This window comes from Burkholderia sp. MSMB617WGS, assembly GCF_001532025.2.
In the GTDB taxonomy this organism is placed as follows: domain Bacteria; phylum Pseudomonadota; class Gammaproteobacteria; order Burkholderiales; family Burkholderiaceae; genus Burkholderia; species Burkholderia savannae.
On the sequence record NZ_CP013457.1, the window covers coordinates 2,536,638 to 2,551,214 of the forward strand.

The window sequence follows — 14,577 nt, forward strand, 5'->3', positions numbered from 1 at the left end:
GCACAGCCACTGCACGGCTACTGCACGCCGCCCGCATCGCCGCGCAGTCCGCCCGCCGCCGCGAGCCGCCCGGAAGCGGTCGCGGCGAAACCCGCTGCGCCGTCAGGCGCATCCGTGCACGGCCGCATCACTTCGAATGCCTGCGCATCCGGTGCGAACGCCTCGCGGCCATAGACGAAGCGCTCATGAAATTCGTGGCTCGCGCCGCCCGTGAGCGACGCTTCAAAACGCATCGTGTCGGCCTTTCAAGTCGACTGCCGCATGCTCGCGCTGTTTCAACCCGAACGCGATCCGCTCTTCGATATGCCCGCTCGCATTTCACCGCATGCGCGCCCCCGGCTTCGATCGTTGTCGCGACGCCCGGGCATGCCGGTTTCAAACGGGAAGATGCCGGCCCGCTCGCATGCACTCGGGCTCGGCGCAAGCGCGGCGATGCGTTTGCACTGTGGCAATGGCGCGTCCCGATCGCCAGCGCGGCTTTCGTGCCGGTTCGAAGTCCGAGTTCGAAGCCCGAGTTCGAAGCCCGGCGACATCGACCGGAAATCGCCTCGCGCGGCGTCTCCGAGCCGTGTTCCAAGCGGCGCGCGAATCCTTCAACCGCTCAGATTCAACACGATGGTCTGACTGGGAGAACTACCCGCACCGATGGTATTGCCGCTGTTCTGCTGCGTCGGGTCGGTCATGCGCGTGGCCGGCATGCCGGCGATCAGGGTCTTGCTCGCGCCCCGGGCGTTGCGCGAGACACTCGACACGGTGCCGGACGCGGCCCCGCCCATCGCCCCCGCGCTGTCGCCGCTCGACATCGGAATGATCGTCGCGACGTTGTGGGCGGGACCGCCGCCCACGAAGATGTTCGTGACATTCGGTATCGCGCTCGCGCGCGAAGCCCTGTTCGGATAAGGAGCGGGCGCGCCCGCCGGCGGCGTGAGGTTGACGCTCGTCGCCATGTTTTCGCCGCCCGCGCTCGAATTCACCATCACCATCTCAGCACCCTCCTAACCCAGATGTATTTGCCCGGCATCGATCTTCGACAGCCGCTCGGCCGTGAGCAGCGCGTTCTTCGCATGCAGGCGCAGGTTGCCGCTCGCCGCGTGATCGATCTGCGCCGCCCGCAAGTGCTCGACCGTCTCAACCGAACGGAAACTGCTTCGGCACGATTGCGCGACGTGGTCGATCACCGTCTCCAGCATCCGGCCGATCAGACGAATCGTCCCGAGCCGGCCGTGAACTTCCGCGCTGGCGAGCGTCGTCTTGTCGGCGGACAGCGACGCGTCGAGGGCCGACAAGGCCAGCCGCTCCGCGCTGACCGATACGCGCTCCCGCCCCGTCAGGCACAGGGCGCCGTCGCTCTTCAGATAGACGTTTTGCGTCGCCTCCAGCACGAGGTCGCCCCGAACGCACACGTGCACGGCGTCCGCGTTCGGGCGCTCCAGGATCGCCGTCACGTAGACGCATCGCGCATCGGCCGTGCAAATCGCGACGCGGTCGCCCGCTCGCGGCTCGACGAGACAGCTGAACGCGCGCCGGCAGCGAACGCTCGCGCCTTCGCATTCGACGACGAACGAGCCGTCGGACAGCGCATCCGCGACCGTCGCCGCTTTCTCTTGCATCGCAGGCGCGGCGCGGCTGCGCGGTGCTTCCATCACGGTCGGATTCATGTTTCCTCCTCGGTTCGAAACGGATCGATCGCGCCCGCGCCGTTCTCACTCGCGCTCGCGACGCAGCGCTTCGTCTCGTCGCCGCGACCACGCTTGCGCCTCCGACAACGCCGAATCGCGCGCCAGCGCGCCGGGATGCGCGTGCCATGCGATGTCGGGCGCGACCGCGTCGTGAAACAGGGTTCGCGCGAAACCCGCGCCGTCGAATTCGGCGCCGGTCAGATCCGCGCCGGAAAAATCCGCGCCCGCGAGGCGCGCCCGCGAAAAGCGCGACGCGCCGCATCGCGCGTGCTGGAGCACGGCCCGCTCCAGCGTCGAGCCGGTGAAGTCGGCTTGCCGAATGTCGGCCCGCACCCAGAGGCTGCCCTCCAGCGCGGCATGACGGCACACGGCGCCCTGCGCGTCGGCCTCGACGAACACCGCGTACGGTGCGTCGATTTCGTCCAGCCGCGCGCCGCTCAGCCTGGCGCGCTGGAAATTGCAGTAAGCGAGATTGGCGGCGGTGAAATCGACGTTCGTCAGATTCGCGCCGGCGAACTGGCAGCGATGCATCCGCTGGCCGCGCAAGCACTGGCCGGCAAGATCGGCTTCGACGAAGACGGCGTCGCTGAAGGTCGCGTCGCGCAAGATCGCCTGCGTCAGATCGAGCTGGAAGAAGACCGCCTTGCGGACGACGGCCGCCGTGAAATCGGCGCGCCCCAGCCGCGTCTCGCTGAACACCGACGATTCGATGCGCCCGCGTTGAAAGCTGCAATCGCCGATATCGCTTTGCAGGCAGTTGAAGCCGTGCGCGTGCGCGAGGCGAAAATCCACGCCGGCGGCAACCGTCGAGCTCATCGTGAACCCGTGGAGGCGGCTTTCCGAGAGGTTCACATCGTCGAGCCGGCACGCGTGGAACGTGCACTTCGACAAATCCGCGCATTGCATGTCGACGCTGCGGAATTCGCATTCGTTGAAGACGGCTTCGCCGAGCCGCGCGCCCCGCATCGCGACGCCGGCGAACCGCACCTGCTCGAACACGCCTGCCGACCAATCCTGCCCGTCGAGGTTCGCCGAATCGATCACGACGCCCTTGATCACATGGCCTTGGGCGACGGCGTCGCGCAATTGCTCGAGGCTCGCTCTCATTGGCGCGCTCGCGCTGCCGGGAACCGCATCGCGTGGTCGAGATACGCGCCCGCCCATTGCGTATCGCCGTCGGACAGGACTTCCGAGAGATTCGCGCGAAACAGATTGGCCCCGCGCAGATCGGCGCCGTCCAGCGTCGCGCCGCGCAGGTACGCGGCGATCAGATCGGTGTCCCGCAGATCGGCCCCGGTGAAGTCGGTTCGCACGAAGTGGCTGCCTTCGCTTTTCGCGCCGCGCAGATTGGCGGCCCGCAGGCGCGCGTCGGTGAAGTCGCAGTTGCCGATGCGCGCCCCGTGAAAATCCGCCGCGTCGAGATCCGCTTCGCGAAAATTGACCTCACTGAGCGTCGCGAACGAGAAATCGGCGCGCGCGACGTCGCAGCGCTGGACGAAGCACGCCTTCACGAGATTCGCCGCGTCGAAGCGAAGCGGCGCTTGCGTGCGCGCGTCGACGATTCCGAATCCGTCGATGTCGGCCGCCGAAAACCGAACGTCGGCGAGCGAGCAGTTCATCAGCAGCATCTTGCGGATCGTCGCGTTCGAGAAGTTCACGTTCTCGAACGATTGATCGACGACGATCAGATTGCGCAGCGTGGCGCGGCTGAAATCGACTTCATGGAAGCGGCAATCGCCGAACCGGGTGTCCGACAAGATGCCGCCTTCGAATCGACACTTTCGCAACCGCACGCGCTCGACGATGCAATCGCTCAGGTTCGCGCCCGAGAAGTCCGTCTCGTCGCACGCCGCGAGCGAGAGATTGGCGCCCGTCAAATCGGCGTTGACGAACCGCGTCCGGCTCAGACCGGCGCGCACCAGCACGGCGTGATCGACGATCGCGCCCGACAGATCGGCGTCGCTCAGATCGGCGCTCTCGAACATCGCGCCGGCAAGCCGCGCGCCGCGCAGATCCATGCCGGAAAGATCCGCGCCCGTCAGGTCGACGCCCTCGAGCGAGCGCCCCGCCGCGACGGCGGCGGCGACGAACGCGCGCCGCGATTCCGACGCCGCCTCGCTCAGCCGGTCCGGCGCGTCCTGATGCTGGGCCGATTGCAGGTAGAGCTTGCGAAGGCTCTCGTGCGCATCGCGTTGCATTTTCTGCATGCCCGACCAATCGGTGGCGGCCGCCTGCCCGGCCTCGTCTCCGTCGCCATGAAAAACGGCCGGCGCCGGCGGGCCGCGCCGCTTCGCGGCCGGCGCTTCGCGCCCGGACGGCAGATCGCGCCGCATCGCCTCGAGCCGCGCGCGCGCTTCGTCGGCCGCCGCTTCCTGACGCTCGACGAACTCGACCAGTTGATCGAGGCGGGGCTCCTCGACCGGACGCGCGTCCGCAAACGCGCTCAGCCGGTCCCGCATGAGCCGCTGCCTCGCACCCTGCGTCGCGGCCGCGGGCTCAGCCGGCGAATCCGCCGGCAGATAGCGCTCGGGCAGCAGATCCCGATCGCGCAGCGCGTACAGCACGGCCTTGTCGTGTCGCGTGCGCCACTCGATCACCTGCCGATACCATTCGGGCGGCCTCGGCTGCCCGCTCGCGTCGGCGCCGAGCAGCAATGCCTGCACGTCGCTCGCGTCGAACTGCGCGACGGCCGTCGCGCCGTGATAGATCATCACGACGCGCTCGCGGTGCGGAATGAACCATAGGGTCGTCAAGCGCATCGGAATTTCCTCCGGCGTCTCGCGGCCGGCGCGCACGACGAACGACCGCGCGCGCAGCGCCGGCACGCGCCCCGTCAATACCGCGTGATCGGGATGCAGATGCGTCAGTTCGTAGGCGACGCCGTCCGGAAATTCGGCGAGCCCCGTCAATTGCTGATCCGCGGGCGCGATGTTGAAGCAGCGCGGATCGAGCGTGCGCGGAAAGCCGGGAAAATCCGTTTCGAGCCATTGCCGGTCGTATTCGCCGGACAGGCTCGCGCGCTGCGGCCACGTCGCGTCGATCGGACAGAAGCCGGCGGGCGCGGGAAGCTCGTCGGGAAAACGCATCGGGCTGTGCGCGTATTCGATGTTGGGCAGAGGGCGGACGCCGTCTTGCGACGGCTCCGCGCCGCGGCCTCGCGGATTGTCAGCGAAGCCCGCGCCGCCGTACGCGAATTCCCAGTCGAGCGGCAACTGCTCGAACGGCCGCGCGGGCGTGACGCGCCCGCCGGCCCATTGCCGGTCGCCGGATATCCGCAGCCGCTTTTCCACGCCGGCGACGCCGATCCCGACCTCGCATGCGCCGCCGCTGCGCTCGCCCGCATGTTTCCCGTACGCATATCCGCAGACGAGGAATTCCGGGCACGGCTTCGGCAGCGCCATGTCGAGCGTGTAGCCGCGCAGCGCTTCGCCGGCCAGATTCCAGAGTGCCGAGTCCGTCAGCAGTTGCGGATGCTCGCCCAAGGTCGCGGCCATCAGCGCGGCGACGCCGAGATGCTCTTGTCCGTGCATCCGGTAGAGACGGGTCAGCGGGCTGATCCTGAAGGGTTTGATGATTTTCATTTGACGGCCTGAGGCTTGTGGGCGGCTTCGGTCAGAAGGAGATCTTGATTCCTTCGATCAAGGTGTAATCGTTCGCTTTAGTTGCGATCGCCACCCTCGTCGAACCGATGGTCGCGCCATTCGTCGTGACCGTTGTTCCGTTCGTCGAGACGCCGAATCCCAGCGTGGTGACGCTCGCTCCGGTCACGCCCGTGGAATAGCCGGTGACGCTCGTGCTCGTGCCGTTCAGCGAGACGCTGTTCGCGTTCTTCGCGGAAGCCGTTCCATTGACTTCCGCGTGCGTGTCTCCGCTCGTGACCGTCACTTTGTTGCCGACGTTCACGCCCTGCGTGTCGCCGAACACGACCGACGTCGACGCGCCTTGCACGGTGCGCGCCGATGCGGTCATCGACGGGTCCGAGAGCACGGCCACGATGCCCTGCAGCGCGCTCGCGACATTCGCGGCGAGCGCCTGAAACGCGCCCGCGCATTGGAACTGCCGCTGCCGTTTCAATTGCTGATACGGCTGTGGTTGCCGCTGTTGCTGATGTTGCTGCTGTTGCTGCTGTTGCTGATGTTGCTGCTGTTGGTGTTGCTGCTGTTGGTGTTGCTGCTGTTGGTGTTGCTGCTGTTGGTGTTGCTGCTGTTGGTGTTGCTGCTGTTGGTGTTGCTGCTGCGGCGCAGGCTGCTGCGCCGGCGCGGCGGGACGCGGCGCGCCCCCGAGCCGCAGCACCTCGATCAGCCGATCCAGCGGCGAGCGCGTGGACGACACGGGCGGCAGCTCCAGCCCCACCAGCGTCAAGTGCTTGCGACCGACGGCGATCGTCGAATCCCGCTCGACGGATACGTCGTAGTTGCGCTCCGCGTGCAGCTTGACCTGCTCCTCGCCCGCCTTGTCCTCGAAGCGCAGCATGTTCGCGTTCTCGCCGCTGCCGGCCGGCGTGCGGCTCAGCATCCCGCTTTGCGTCGCGTGGTCCGGCAGCGGCCACGGCGGCATGTGCAGCGCGTTGTAGACCTGCCCCGTCACGATGGGCCGGTCCGGATCGCCGTTCTCGAAATCGACGATCACTTCCGAGCCGATCCGCGGAATGTGGACGCCCCCGTAGTTGTTCCCCGTCCACGCATACGACACGCGCACCCAGCACGACGAATTCTGGTCGCGCGCAGCCGAGCGATCCCAGTGGAATTTCAATTTGACCCGGCCGTATTGATCGGTCCAGATGTCCTGCCCTGGCGGCCCGGTCACGACCGCGGTCTGCGGCCCGCGCGTGCGCGGCTTGCGCACGGTGCGCGGCGGCCGGAACACGGTGGTCGCCGGCTGCACGACGAACGACGCGCTGATCCGATGGTCGCCTGTTCCCGTCGCCCCGCCCGTTTCCTCGGCCTCGAACGACGCGCCGAGCACCAGATACTCGCGATTCGCGCTCGCGCACGGATAGCCCTCGAGCGAGAACGTGGTGCCGCACACGACGTCGCGCACGTTGCCGCCGCCCGACGCGCGCTCGCCCTGCGCGCGCAGTTCCTCCATGCGCACCCGCGCGACATGCTCGCCGTGCTCGGGGTTCGCATAATCGCCCGGCCATTCGTACCGTTCGAGCCCGTTGTGCGCCGTCTCCTGCGGCAGCGCGTTCTCGACGCGAAGACGCGCGTTCGGCTTCTCGAAATCGAAATCGCTCGTGGTCCAGCGGCCGGGCTGAAGGCACTCCGCCGTATCGAACGCGTCGATGTATTCGCGATCGATCTTGTGCCCGGGCGGGTAATACTTCAGCGTGCGGTACGCGGCGCTCGCCACCGGCTCGTGCGCGCCGAGGTGATCGACGAGCACCATCCGATGCACCTTGTTCGAGTGCTCGAAGAACCAGTAGATGCCGTGCTCCTGCATCAGCCGCTGAATGAACGCGAAATCCGTCTCGCCGTACTGCACCTGAAACGCGAGCTTCGGATACCGGCCGCTCAACCGCTTGTCGTACGAATATGAGTACGCGTTCAGCACTTCGTCGATGATCTCGTCCACGCTCCGGTTCTGGAAGATCCGGTAGTCCGAGCGCTGGTCGGCCAGATAGATCCACGGCTGCATCGTCAGCCGGTATCGGCACTGCCGGTTCAACGGGCCCGCGAAGCTCGCCCGGGTCACGATGCCGCTGATCTCGCGCTTGCCCTGCCCGATGTGGGCGGTGCCGGACATGCCCGGCATGCCCGCCACGAACGAGCCCATGCCTTCGAGCTGGACCGTCACCGTCAGCGCCTTGCCGATCATCGCCTTCAAGTCGAGGTTCGCGGCCTGCTCGTCGGCGAGCGTCGAATCCGGCGGCGTCAGACACTCCAGCGCGTACGCGTAGATCTCCGACAGCTTTTCGCTGCCGCGGATCGCGCTCAGCCGAAGGGCGGGCTCGCCCGACGGCAACGTCGGCAACGCGGGGCCGCTGATCTCGACGGTGCGAGCGGCGGGTAAATTCGGCATGACTGCCCTCCTTCAGGAACGTCGTCTATCGGCGAGCGACGCCAATCGGCGCGCTTCGCGCCCATGCGCGATCAGGATTCGCCGTCGCCCCACTGCGCGAGCAGCTCGACCGGAATCGCCCGCGCCACTTCCGCATAGCGCTTGCCGACGAAATACTCGGCGCGCCTGAGCAGCACCGGAATCGGACTGCTCGGCTCGTGCTGCTCGAACCACTCGCGCGCCTCCCGGATCAACGCGCGCGCGGCGTAGCGATCGAGCGGCGTCGCGACCGCGCCGCGTTCGTTCGACTCGACCGTCGGCGCCGCCTCGCGTTCGACGGACGCCTGAGCGTGAGCCTTCGCCTGAGCCCGCGCGGGGCGGTCCGCTCGCACGCGGCCCGCCTCCTGCGTCGGCGGCGCATCGGCGGGGGCCGGCGCCGGGGCCGCGTCGTCCGTGCGCGCGCCTCGCCCCGCGACATGTCGAAGCAGCCCTTCGAGCGCCGACAGATCGGGCACATACGCGCCGAGATGCGCGCGGCTCCATGCGCGAATCGCGGCCGCGCTCGCGAGCGCTTCGTCGAAGCCCGCGAGCGCGGCCGGCTGCTGCGCGCGCAGATCCGCGAGCTGGCGCGCGACGGATTCGGGCGCGAGCGCGTCGCCCGGGCGCGGTTGCGCAAACGCGCGCTCCACGTCGCGCACCTGCAGGCGCGTCGCGGTCGCGCCGATCAGCACGATCTCGCGCACGTCCGCGAGCAGGCCGTCGGAATCGGTCAGCGCCTGCAGCGCATTCATCCGGATCTCGAGCGCCGCGTCGCGATCCGCGTCGACGTCGGCCCGCGGATGAATCGCATCGGGGAACGCGGCGAGCCACGCGGCGAGCAGGCCGACGCCTTCGGCCAGCCCGGCCGCGCCGGCGAGCCGGGTGCGGCACCGGGCGAACAGAACCGCGACGCGCATGTCCTTGCTGCGCGTCATCAGCCGACGGCAGTCGCGGTCGACGTCGCTCCAGTTCACGGGTTCGGGCATCCCGACGAAGTCGCCGTACTGCGCGTCCGAGCGGGGCGCGACCTTCGCCGACAGCACGACGAATTCGGGATCGTATTCAAGGTCCGCTCCGCAAGGCGCGTCCGCATCGACGCTCGCCATCCAGTCCGGGGCCTTCGGCGTTCGCGCGGGCGCGGATTGACCGGCCGGTTTTCTGCTGCTCATCGCTCACCTCTCAAATCGGGCGATCGGCGGGCGTCGGGCCGCCATCGCGCCGGAACCGGTCCGCATACCGCTCGGGTTCGAAACGCATGCCGGTGACGGGCGCCTCGGCTGGCGAGCGCCCGAGCCACCCCGACCAGCCGAGCTGCTGCGGGCCGTTCATCACCGCGGGGGGCGCGCCGTTCGGCTTGATGCGCAGCTCGAGCTCCCATTCGAACTCGTAGCCGACGAACGCCCGCACCCATTCGACGAGCCGCGGCAAATCCTCGCCCTGCGGCGTGAAGCGCAGATAGGCGTCGATGTCGAGCGGTCCGACGACGATGCGGAATTTGTGCTGCCGGTCCGGCACCAGCTCGCCGAGCATCGCGCCTTCGGCCATGACCGACGCGCTGCCCGGCCGGCCGAGACGGCTGTGCTCGGCCGGGTCCACCCGAATCCAGTGGAACACGTTCTCCTCGATCGTCACCGGCACGCCGAAGTAACGCTGGAGCGTCATGCGCAGGCCATCCGGATTGCGCGCCTCGCGCACCAGGTGCGGCGACGCCGACAGGCGCGCGTGCGCGGGCAGCGGGCGCGCGGCGATGTCGGCCGCGTCCTGCCCGGTGAGGCTCGCGACATAAAAGGAAAAACGCTCGTCGCCCGGCCTGTCGAGCCCCGCCGCCGCCTGCGCCGACGCCCACGCGCGATACAGCAGCGTCAGATAGCGGTGGTGAAAGAGGTCGAGGAAATCGCCGAGCGTCGTGTCGCGCCGGCTCTCTTCGCGATCGCGCGCGATCTCCGTCACGTGGATCGGCAGCGGCCCGTTCGGCCCCAGCATGCCGAGGCCGAACAGCCGCACCCGGAGCCGGCCGTTCGCGCCGCCGACGCTCGCGATCTCGCGCGGCGCGAACGCGAGGCTCGGCTGCTGGCCGAGCCTGAACGGCTCGGCGCGCGGACGCTTCGCGGTGCCGATCGGATCGAGGCGAGGATTCGCGCCGACGCGCCGCAGCAGCGTCAGAAAGCCGTAGCGCCAAGGCTCGGCCTTCAGGCGTTCGTGCATCCGCGGCGGGAGCGCGGCGTCGTGCGATGCGTGTTCCATCAAGCGCCTCCCCGCGCGCCCATGCGCACCGGCCAGCGCGCGATGCGGCCGCGCTGGACCGAATGCAGCTCGGTCTGCGTGAAAACGTTGATCGACACGTGCCGCGCCAGATAGTGTTCGAGCACCAGCCCGAACAGGTACGGGCTCACGCCGGAAAAACCCGGCTCGTCGACGGTGAGCGAGCATTCGATGCCGCGCCCGAAGACGAGCGGGCCCGCGCCCGGCAGCTTTCTCGTCACGGGCCGCGTCTTCACGCCGATCAGGCTCTCGATCTGCCGGCGATTGTCGGCCTCGTCGCCCGTCACGAACAGACGCAGCAGATCGCGCATTCCCTGGCCGCCCGCGCGGTGATCGAGCTCGTCGAGCGGCAGATAGTTGAAATTGAGCTGGCGTATCAGCCGCCACGCGGTCTCGCGCTCCGCATACGGCGCCTTCGGCGCGGTCGGCGCGCGGATCAGGCCGACGCTTTCGAGCGGCGCGGATTCGACGATCGTGAGGTCGCGCACGCCGTCGCGCGGCACGAGGGTCGGCAGGTCGCGGTTCGTCAGCAGCGCGTCGACCGACAGGTAGCGGATTTCCTCGCTATAAGGCGCCTCGTTCTGATCGACGAGGGATACGAACATCTCCGTGCCGACATAAGGCGTGCGCGTGCCGTAGCGGCGCGCCGAGTCCGATGCGAGCCGACGCTCGCGCCGTGTCGAGAAATAGCGTCCATGATTGTGCTCGTCGTCGTTGAGCGTCTGGTAAAGCGGCCGGAACTCGAGCTCGGCGGACGTGGCCGCGACCTGCCCGTGCATCGCCTCGACGGAAAACACCTCGTAGTCGAGCGGCGCGAGGCGCGCCGGCACCAGGTGAAATTCGCTCTGCCCCGTCGACAGCTCGATCCGGTCCGTGTGGCGCGCGAACAGGTTGACGACGGGCGTGCAGAACAGCGCGAAGCGCGATGCGTCGACGACGCTCTCGAGCCGCTCGGGCGACTGGTCGAGCAGCACGACGATCTCGACCTCGCGGCCGCTCACGCGGCGCAATCCGTCGGCGAGGCCCGTCAACGCGAAGAAGTAGAACCGCTGCGGACACGCGAAGTATTCGTGCAGCAGGTTGTGCCCGTGAAACTTCGACCACGTGAGCGGCAGCAGGCCTTCGTCGGCGCCGAGCCCTTCGTGGGCGAGCGCATCGGCCGTCACGGCGTAAAGCGGCCGGCCCGGCGCCGCGAATTCGCCCGGCGCCGCGATGATCGTCGCGACGCCCGCCACGTGCAGCAGTTCGAACAGGTGCGAGGCCACCTGCTCGTCGCCCGCCAGATACACCGGCAGCCGGTCCAGCCCCTTCAGGTCCGCGATGCGGACGTTGCCCGTCGTGCGCAGCCGCAGGCGCAACGCGCCGCGCACCTGCGTGCCGGACGCAACGTAGCGGTCGAGCGCCGGGATGTCGGGCGGGATGCCCGTCAGCGTCGCTTCCGCGATCTCCAGCGGATAGAGCGTCACGTCCTGCCCGCTGCGGAACTGGCAGGCGGTCTTCTCGCCGGCCGGCACGCGCGCGGTGAACGCGGTGCCGCGCGCGATGCGAAACCCTTCGGCGAGATTGCCTTCGGTGCGGCTCGGATACAGGCGCGCGACCGCCATCGACGGCGTGGGCGCGACGTAGTTCGGATACAGCACTTCCAGCAGCCGGCCCGTGAAGCGCGGAAACTCCGCGTCGAGCTTGATCTGCATGCGCGCGGCCATGAAGCAGAACGCCTCGATCAGCCGCTCGACGTACGGATCGGCCACCTCGCCCGCCTGCATGCCGAGGCGCCGCGCGATCTTCGGGTGCGCGTGCGCGAACTCGGCCCCGAGCTCGCGCATGTAGATCAGTTCCTGGTTGTAGTAGTCGAGCAGTCGCGGGTCCACCGGATGTCCCCCTTGTCGTCGGCGCGCGCGTCAGACCGCGCGCATGCCGGTAATGCTCACCTGGCTCGTTTCCAGATCGAGCGCGCTCTGGACCATGAATTCGATCGGATAAGGGTCCATGCGGATCATGCCCCGCACCTCGAACGACAGCACGTTCGATCGCTCGCCCGCCTCGACGTCCTTCGACGGCGCGACGACGAGCGTTTCCGCGATCAGCCTCGGCTCGAAATCGGCGATCGCCCGGCGGATGATCCGCTCGATGTCGGCCCATTTGCACGCCGCCATGAACGCGCCCGCGAGCGGCGGCACGCCGAAGTTGACGGTCGACGCGGCCGCGGCGGGATACCGCTCGCGGTCGATGCGATCGTCGATGTTCATCGTGTTGAGCAGGAACGCGAGATCGCGCTGGACGATGCCGCGCATCTGCATGCGCGTCACCGCGTATTCGCCGGGTGCCTCGGTCTGGCGCTGCGGCGCGTCGTCGCGCAGCCGGTCGATCAGCGTGGGCAGCAGATGCGTGTTCGCGCGTCGCGGCGCCGCGACGCCTGCGCCGCCCGGGCGCGCGCCGCCTTTGCCCGGCCCCGGCGCGCGTTTCTCATGCTCGTCCATCGCCGTCCCCTTCGCGCGGCGCGCCGTGCGCCGCATCGTGCGTCGCGCCATCCGCCGCCCCGGCCGCGCGCGCCGCCGCGCCGAACGCGCAGCGCTCGAGCTCGAACAGGCCGTAGTCGCCCGCGCTCGTCGACCAGGTCTTCCGGCCTCGCGCGATCACGCCGGTACGGCCGGCCTCGCGCCATGTCGTCCTGTGGCCGACGCGCAACGCGTCGATCTCGCGCGCCGCGTCGGCCGCGCCTCGATCGGCGTGCGCATTCGTTTCGTGCGCATCGTTCGTCTCGTTCGTCTCGTTCGTCTCGTTCGTCTCGTTCGTCTCGTTCGCTTGGTTCGCGTCATCCGCCGCCGGATAGCGCGCCGGCATGAAGCCCCGCACCGCGCCGCCGTCGACGAGCGTCACCGCGCACGGCGCCCATACGAGATCGATCAGCCGGGCCGGACGCGGAACGTGCCACGCGGCAATGTCCGAAAACGGCAGCCACCGATAATGGCCGGCAGTCACGATCTCGCACACGGGGCCGAACCGCGAATCGCTGTCGGCGATCCAGTCGAACGCCGAATGCGGCGCGCGCCCCGCGACGAGCGGCGCCTGATCGAGCGCCCGCTCGCGCACGCGGTCGGCCTCGTCGCGCCGGCCGATCGACGCGGCACGCAGCGCCTCCAGCAGATCGTCGGCCCACCGCGGCGCATCGAACACGAATCCGGGCCGCGCGCGGCCGGCGACCACCTCGGCGCGCAAGCGCTCGGCGCGAATCAGATCGCGGTATGCCTGCGCGGCCTGCGCATCCTGCGGCGCGAGCTGCGCATGCACCTGCAACTGCACGAGCGCGCGCGCCCACTGCTCCGTCACGCACAGCAGCTGAAACAGCGGCCAGCGGTGCTCCGCGCTCGCGGGCTGCTCCCGGACGCGCCGTTCCATCTCCGCGAGCCGCGCGGCGATCGGCAGATCGTGCAGATCGGCTTTCGCCGCGGCGCGCGCATCCGATGCGTTCGGCGTCGTCATCGCGCGTCCTGATTCGAGGCCGCGCCCGGCGCGGGCAGCGGGCTGTCGATGGCGAGCGCATGGTGCTCTCGCCGGGCCAGGGCGGGCGGCAGGCCGCCCGGCCGCCGCGCCGCCGCCGCGCGGTATTCGGCCGGAGCGAAAAGCCGCAGGACCTCCGGCGTCGAATCCGCGCCCGCCGGATCGGGCGCGCCGTCCGAGCCGAGCGAGCCGAACGCGTCGTCGAGGACGCGCGCGCCGGACAGAAGCGCGTCGATCGCGCCTGTGCCGTCGGCTTCCTCGATCCGCGCGACGGCCGGCTCCGGCGACGGCGCGTGCACGACCGCCAGCCGGGCCGCCCAATCGCTCGTCAGCGGCGCCTGCGGGTCCTCGAGCGCCCTGCAGTACTGCTCGTACAGCGAATGCACGAGATCCCCGGCAGGCGCGGGCGCGCCGGCCGCCGTCGCAACATCCGTTGCAGCGCGCTCCGGACGGGAAGCGAACGCCTCCGCCGCGATCGTCGTCCCGATCAGGCCGAACACCGCGCCGCCGTCATGCGTCGAATCATCCTGGCCCGTATCCGACGGCCCGATCAGCAGCGTCTCGACGATCGATTCGCTGCGGCGGCCGGCGGCCCGAGACGCAGCGCCGGCGTCCCGCGATGCCGATTCGGCATATTGCGCGCCCTGCCCGTTGCGGCGAAACAGTTTAAAAGTTCGCATGGCAAATCCGACTGACTTAAAAATTGATGAAAATCGTTCTTAAATCGAACCGCTCTCGTTATCTCAATAAAAAGAATTTCATTCGACACCGATTTTCGCACCCGGAAACAGATTCCACACGAAATCCGGCGGTAATTCAATCGGCCTCGGCGACATCAATTATTCGATGCGACGCTATTTTCCGGCGCGCCGCATTTCACGCGGCACGTGCTTTAAATCAGTGTGCGCCATGGAATTCGCCGTTGTCCATAACGGAATATAACAGCTTTGCAATTTTTGACAATTTGCCGATTCGATTGACAAAAAAGTTCGATCCTCCATTTTTCGACCGACTTACCATTTATGGTAGTTGACCAAGCCTTAATTCAAAAAGAATATTCGAGCCAACGAAAGCAGAACGCATTAATGCGAATAAG

12 protein-coding genes are annotated in these 14,577 nt (G+C 68.4%); all 12 read right to left on the bottom strand.

The features are described 5' to 3' along the window. Positions 1-17: 17 nt before the first annotated feature. The 12 genes from WT60_RS12435 to WT60_RS12490 all read right to left on the bottom strand — a co-directional run bounded on the left by WT60_RS12435 (position 18) and on the right by WT60_RS12490 (position 14,161). Positions 18-233: a hypothetical protein gene (locus WT60_RS12435; RefSeq protein ID WP_060355371.1), complete on the bottom strand. Its 216-nt coding sequence runs from the start codon at positions 231-233 to the stop codon at positions 18-20. Between the two features lie 360 nt (positions 234-593). Further along, positions 594-983 carry a PAAR-like domain-containing protein gene (locus WT60_RS12440; protein WP_060820863.1) on the bottom strand — a complete coding sequence of 130 codons (390 nt, stop codon included), beginning with the start codon at positions 981-983 and terminating at the stop codon, positions 594-596. 12 nt (positions 984-995) lie between these two features. Beyond that, complete coding sequence (locus WT60_RS12445) at positions 996-1,658, bottom strand: DUF3540 domain-containing protein (protein WP_038751380.1); 663 nt, start codon at positions 1,656-1,658, stop codon at positions 996-998. Between the two features lie 45 nt (positions 1,659-1,703). Continuing rightward, the gene (locus tag WT60_RS12450) at positions 1,704-2,786 is read right to left on the bottom strand and encodes a pentapeptide repeat-containing protein (protein WP_038751381.1); all 1,083 of its coding nucleotides are present in this window, start codon (positions 2,784-2,786) and stop codon (positions 1,704-1,706) included. Beyond that, positions 2,783-5,260, bottom strand: coding sequence for a DUF2169 domain-containing protein (locus tag WT60_RS12455; protein ID WP_060355370.1), 2,478 nt, complete (start codon positions 5,258-5,260; stop codon positions 2,783-2,785). Before WT60_RS12455 ends, WT60_RS12450 begins: the two co-directional genes overlap by 4 nt. A gap of 31 nt (positions 5,261-5,291) precedes the next feature. Then, positions 5,292-7,700, bottom strand: coding sequence for a type VI secretion system tip protein TssI/VgrG (gene tssI, locus WT60_RS12460; protein ID WP_100185286.1), 2,409 nt, complete (start codon positions 7,698-7,700; stop codon positions 5,292-5,294). Between the two features lie 71 nt (positions 7,701-7,771). Then, positions 7,772-8,824 (bottom strand): type VI secretion system ImpA family N-terminal domain-containing protein, encoded by a 1,053-nt coding sequence (locus tag WT60_RS12465; RefSeq protein ID WP_060355368.1) that lies wholly within the window; start codon positions 8,822-8,824, stop codon positions 7,772-7,774. Between the two features lie 73 nt (positions 8,825-8,897). Further along, complete coding sequence (gene tssG / locus WT60_RS12470; RefSeq protein WP_060355367.1) at positions 8,898-9,962, bottom strand: type VI secretion system baseplate subunit TssG; 1,065 nt, start codon at positions 9,960-9,962, stop codon at positions 8,898-8,900. Further along, the gene (gene tssF, locus WT60_RS12475) at positions 9,962-11,851 is read right to left on the bottom strand and encodes a type VI secretion system baseplate subunit TssF (protein ID WP_038751390.1); all 1,890 of its coding nucleotides are present in this window, start codon (positions 11,849-11,851) and stop codon (positions 9,962-9,964) included. The genes tssG and tssF overlap by 1 nt, the downstream gene beginning before the upstream one ends. A 30-nt stretch (positions 11,852-11,881) precedes the next feature. Then, entirely contained in the window at positions 11,882-12,460 is a 579-nt protein-coding gene (tssE, locus tag WT60_RS12480) for a type VI secretion system baseplate subunit TssE (protein WP_038751442.1), read from the bottom strand. Continuing rightward, on the bottom strand, positions 12,447-13,463 hold the full coding sequence (locus WT60_RS12485; protein ID WP_060355366.1) for a type VI secretion system accessory protein TagJ: 1,017 nt from the start codon (positions 13,461-13,463) through the stop codon (positions 12,447-12,449). The genes tssE and WT60_RS12485 overlap by 14 nt, the downstream gene beginning before the upstream one ends. Continuing rightward, on the bottom strand, positions 13,460-14,161 hold the full coding sequence (locus WT60_RS12490) for a TagK domain-containing protein (RefSeq protein ID WP_060355365.1): 702 nt from the start codon (positions 14,159-14,161) through the stop codon (positions 13,460-13,462). Before WT60_RS12490 ends, WT60_RS12485 begins: the two co-directional genes overlap by 4 nt. Positions 14,162-14,577 lie beyond the last annotated feature (416 nt).

Bases quoted from the DNA above. Each gene is read 5' to 3' on its own strand.
- WT60_RS12435 (WP_060355371.1), bottom strand. From the start codon at position 233: ATGCGTTTTGAAGCGTCGCTCACGGGCGGCGCGAGCCACGAATTTCAT.
- WT60_RS12440 (WP_060820863.1), bottom strand. From the start codon at position 983: ATGGTGATGGTGAATTCGAGCGCGGGCGGCGAAAACATGGCGACGAGC.
- WT60_RS12445 (WP_038751380.1), bottom strand. From the start codon at position 1,658: ATGAATCCGACCGTGATGGAAGCACCGCGCAGCCGCGCCGCGCCTGCG.
- WT60_RS12450 (WP_038751381.1), bottom strand. From the start codon at position 2,786: ATGAGAGCGAGCCTCGAGCAATTGCGCGACGCCGTCGCCCAAGGCCAT.
- WT60_RS12455 (WP_060355370.1), bottom strand. From the start codon at position 5,260: ATGAAAATCATCAAACCCTTCAGGATCAGCCCGCTGACCCGTCTCTAC.
- tssI (WP_100185286.1), bottom strand. From the start codon at position 7,700: ATGCCGAATTTACCCGCCGCTCGCACCGTCGAGATCAGCGGCCCCGCG.
- WT60_RS12465 (WP_060355368.1), bottom strand. From the start codon at position 8,824: ATGGCGAGCGTCGATGCGGACGCGCCTTGCGGAGCGGACCTTGAATAC.
- tssG (WP_060355367.1), bottom strand. From the start codon at position 9,962: ATGGAACACGCATCGCACGACGCCGCGCTCCCGCCGCGGATGCACGAA.
- tssE (WP_038751442.1), bottom strand. From the start codon at position 12,460: ATGGACGAGCATGAGAAACGCGCGCCGGGGCCGGGCAAAGGCGGCGCG.
- WT60_RS12485 (WP_060355366.1), bottom strand. From the start codon at position 13,463: ATGACGACGCCGAACGCATCGGATGCGCGCGCCGCGGCGAAAGCCGAT.
- WT60_RS12490 (WP_060355365.1), bottom strand. From the start codon at position 14,161: ATGCGAACTTTTAAACTGTTTCGCCGCAACGGGCAGGGCGCGCAATAT.